Origin of the sequence: Collinsella aerofaciens ATCC 25986 (assembly GCF_964239575.1) — a bacterium.
Taxonomy (GTDB): Bacteria; Actinomycetota; Coriobacteriia; order Coriobacteriales; family Coriobacteriaceae; genus Collinsella; species Collinsella aerofaciens_BQ.
On record NZ_CAXSQQ010000060.1, the window covers coordinates 1 to 1182 of the forward strand.

At 66.4% G+C, this 1182-nt stretch carries 1 protein-coding gene; it reads left to right on the plus strand.

Translation table 11 applies throughout. The features are described from left to right. Positions 1-26 precede the first annotated feature (26 nt). Positions 27-1168 (plus strand): IS3 family transposase gene (locus ACESUZ_RS10080; protein ID WP_370448105.1). Its coding sequence is split into 2 segments (ribosomal slippage): positions 27-285 and positions 285-1168, totalling 1143 coding nucleotides; the frame shifts between segments, so codons are not numbered across the junction. The last annotated feature ends 14 nt before the right edge of the window (positions 1169-1182 follow it).

Genomic DNA, 1182 nt, shown 5'->3' on the forward strand with positions numbered 1-1182 from the left:
GGGCGCAGGAGACGGGAGGGCCGTATATGAGGGACCCCAGGCACCCGAGGCATTTCACCGACGAGTTCAAGAGGCAGATAGTCGACCTCTACAACGCCGGCAAGCCCAAGCGCGAGATCATGGACGAGTACGACCTCGGCAAGAGCACCGTGGAGAGGTGGATCAAGTCGATAAACGCGACCGGCTCGCCGCGCGCCGCGTGCAACCGCACGCCCGAGCAGAACCGGATCCTGGAGCTCGAGCGCGAGAACCGCAGGCTCCGGATGGAGGTCGACGTCTTAAAACAAGCGGCGCTGATATACGCTCGAAAGTGAGGGCCATAGCGGCCAACGAGGGCCGCTACCCCATATCAGCGCAGTGCAGGCTCCTCGGCGTCGCGAGGTCGACGTACTACTCCATGCGCTCGCGGGCCGACCGGCCCGCCGCGCCGGACCCCGCCGCGCCGGCCGTGGTCGCGGCCCACGCCGCCAGCAAGGGCCGGTACGGCTCGCGCAAGATAAAGGCGTCGCTCGAGAGGTCGGGCGTCACCGTCAGCCGGCGCCGGGTCTGCCGCATCATGAGGGAGAACGGCCTGGTCAGCGCATACGGCAGGAAGAGGTTCAAGGTGCACCCCGGGGCGGTCAACGAGGCCGACGTGCCCAACGTCGTCGCGCGCGGCTTCGGCGGCAGGGCGCCGCGCACCCATATATGCAGCGACCTGACCTACGTGCGCGTCGGGGCCTCGTGGAACTACGTCTGCCTGCTCGTCGACCTCTACAACAGGGAGATCGTCGGCCACTCCGCCGGGCCCAGGAAGGACGCCCGGCTGGTCAAGTCGGCGTTCGCGACGCTCTCCTTCCCCATCTCGGACATCGAGGTCTTCCACACGGACCGCGGCAGCGAGTTCGACAACGCCGAGATCGACCTGATGCTCGAGGCCTTCGGCATTGAGAGGTCGCTGTCGGCCAAGGGCTGCCCCTACGACAACGCCGTCGACGAGTCGACCAACAGGATACTGAAGGCCGAGCTCGTCCACCGCGAGACGTTCGGCACGACGCGCGAGCTCCGGGCCAAGCTCTCGGACTACGTGCACTGGTACAACAACTTCAGGATCCACTCGACGCTGGGCTACATGTCTCCGGTCGAGTTCAGGGAGGCGGGGCTGTCCCTCCCGGAATCGTCCAAATAGGTGTTGCCAATCCA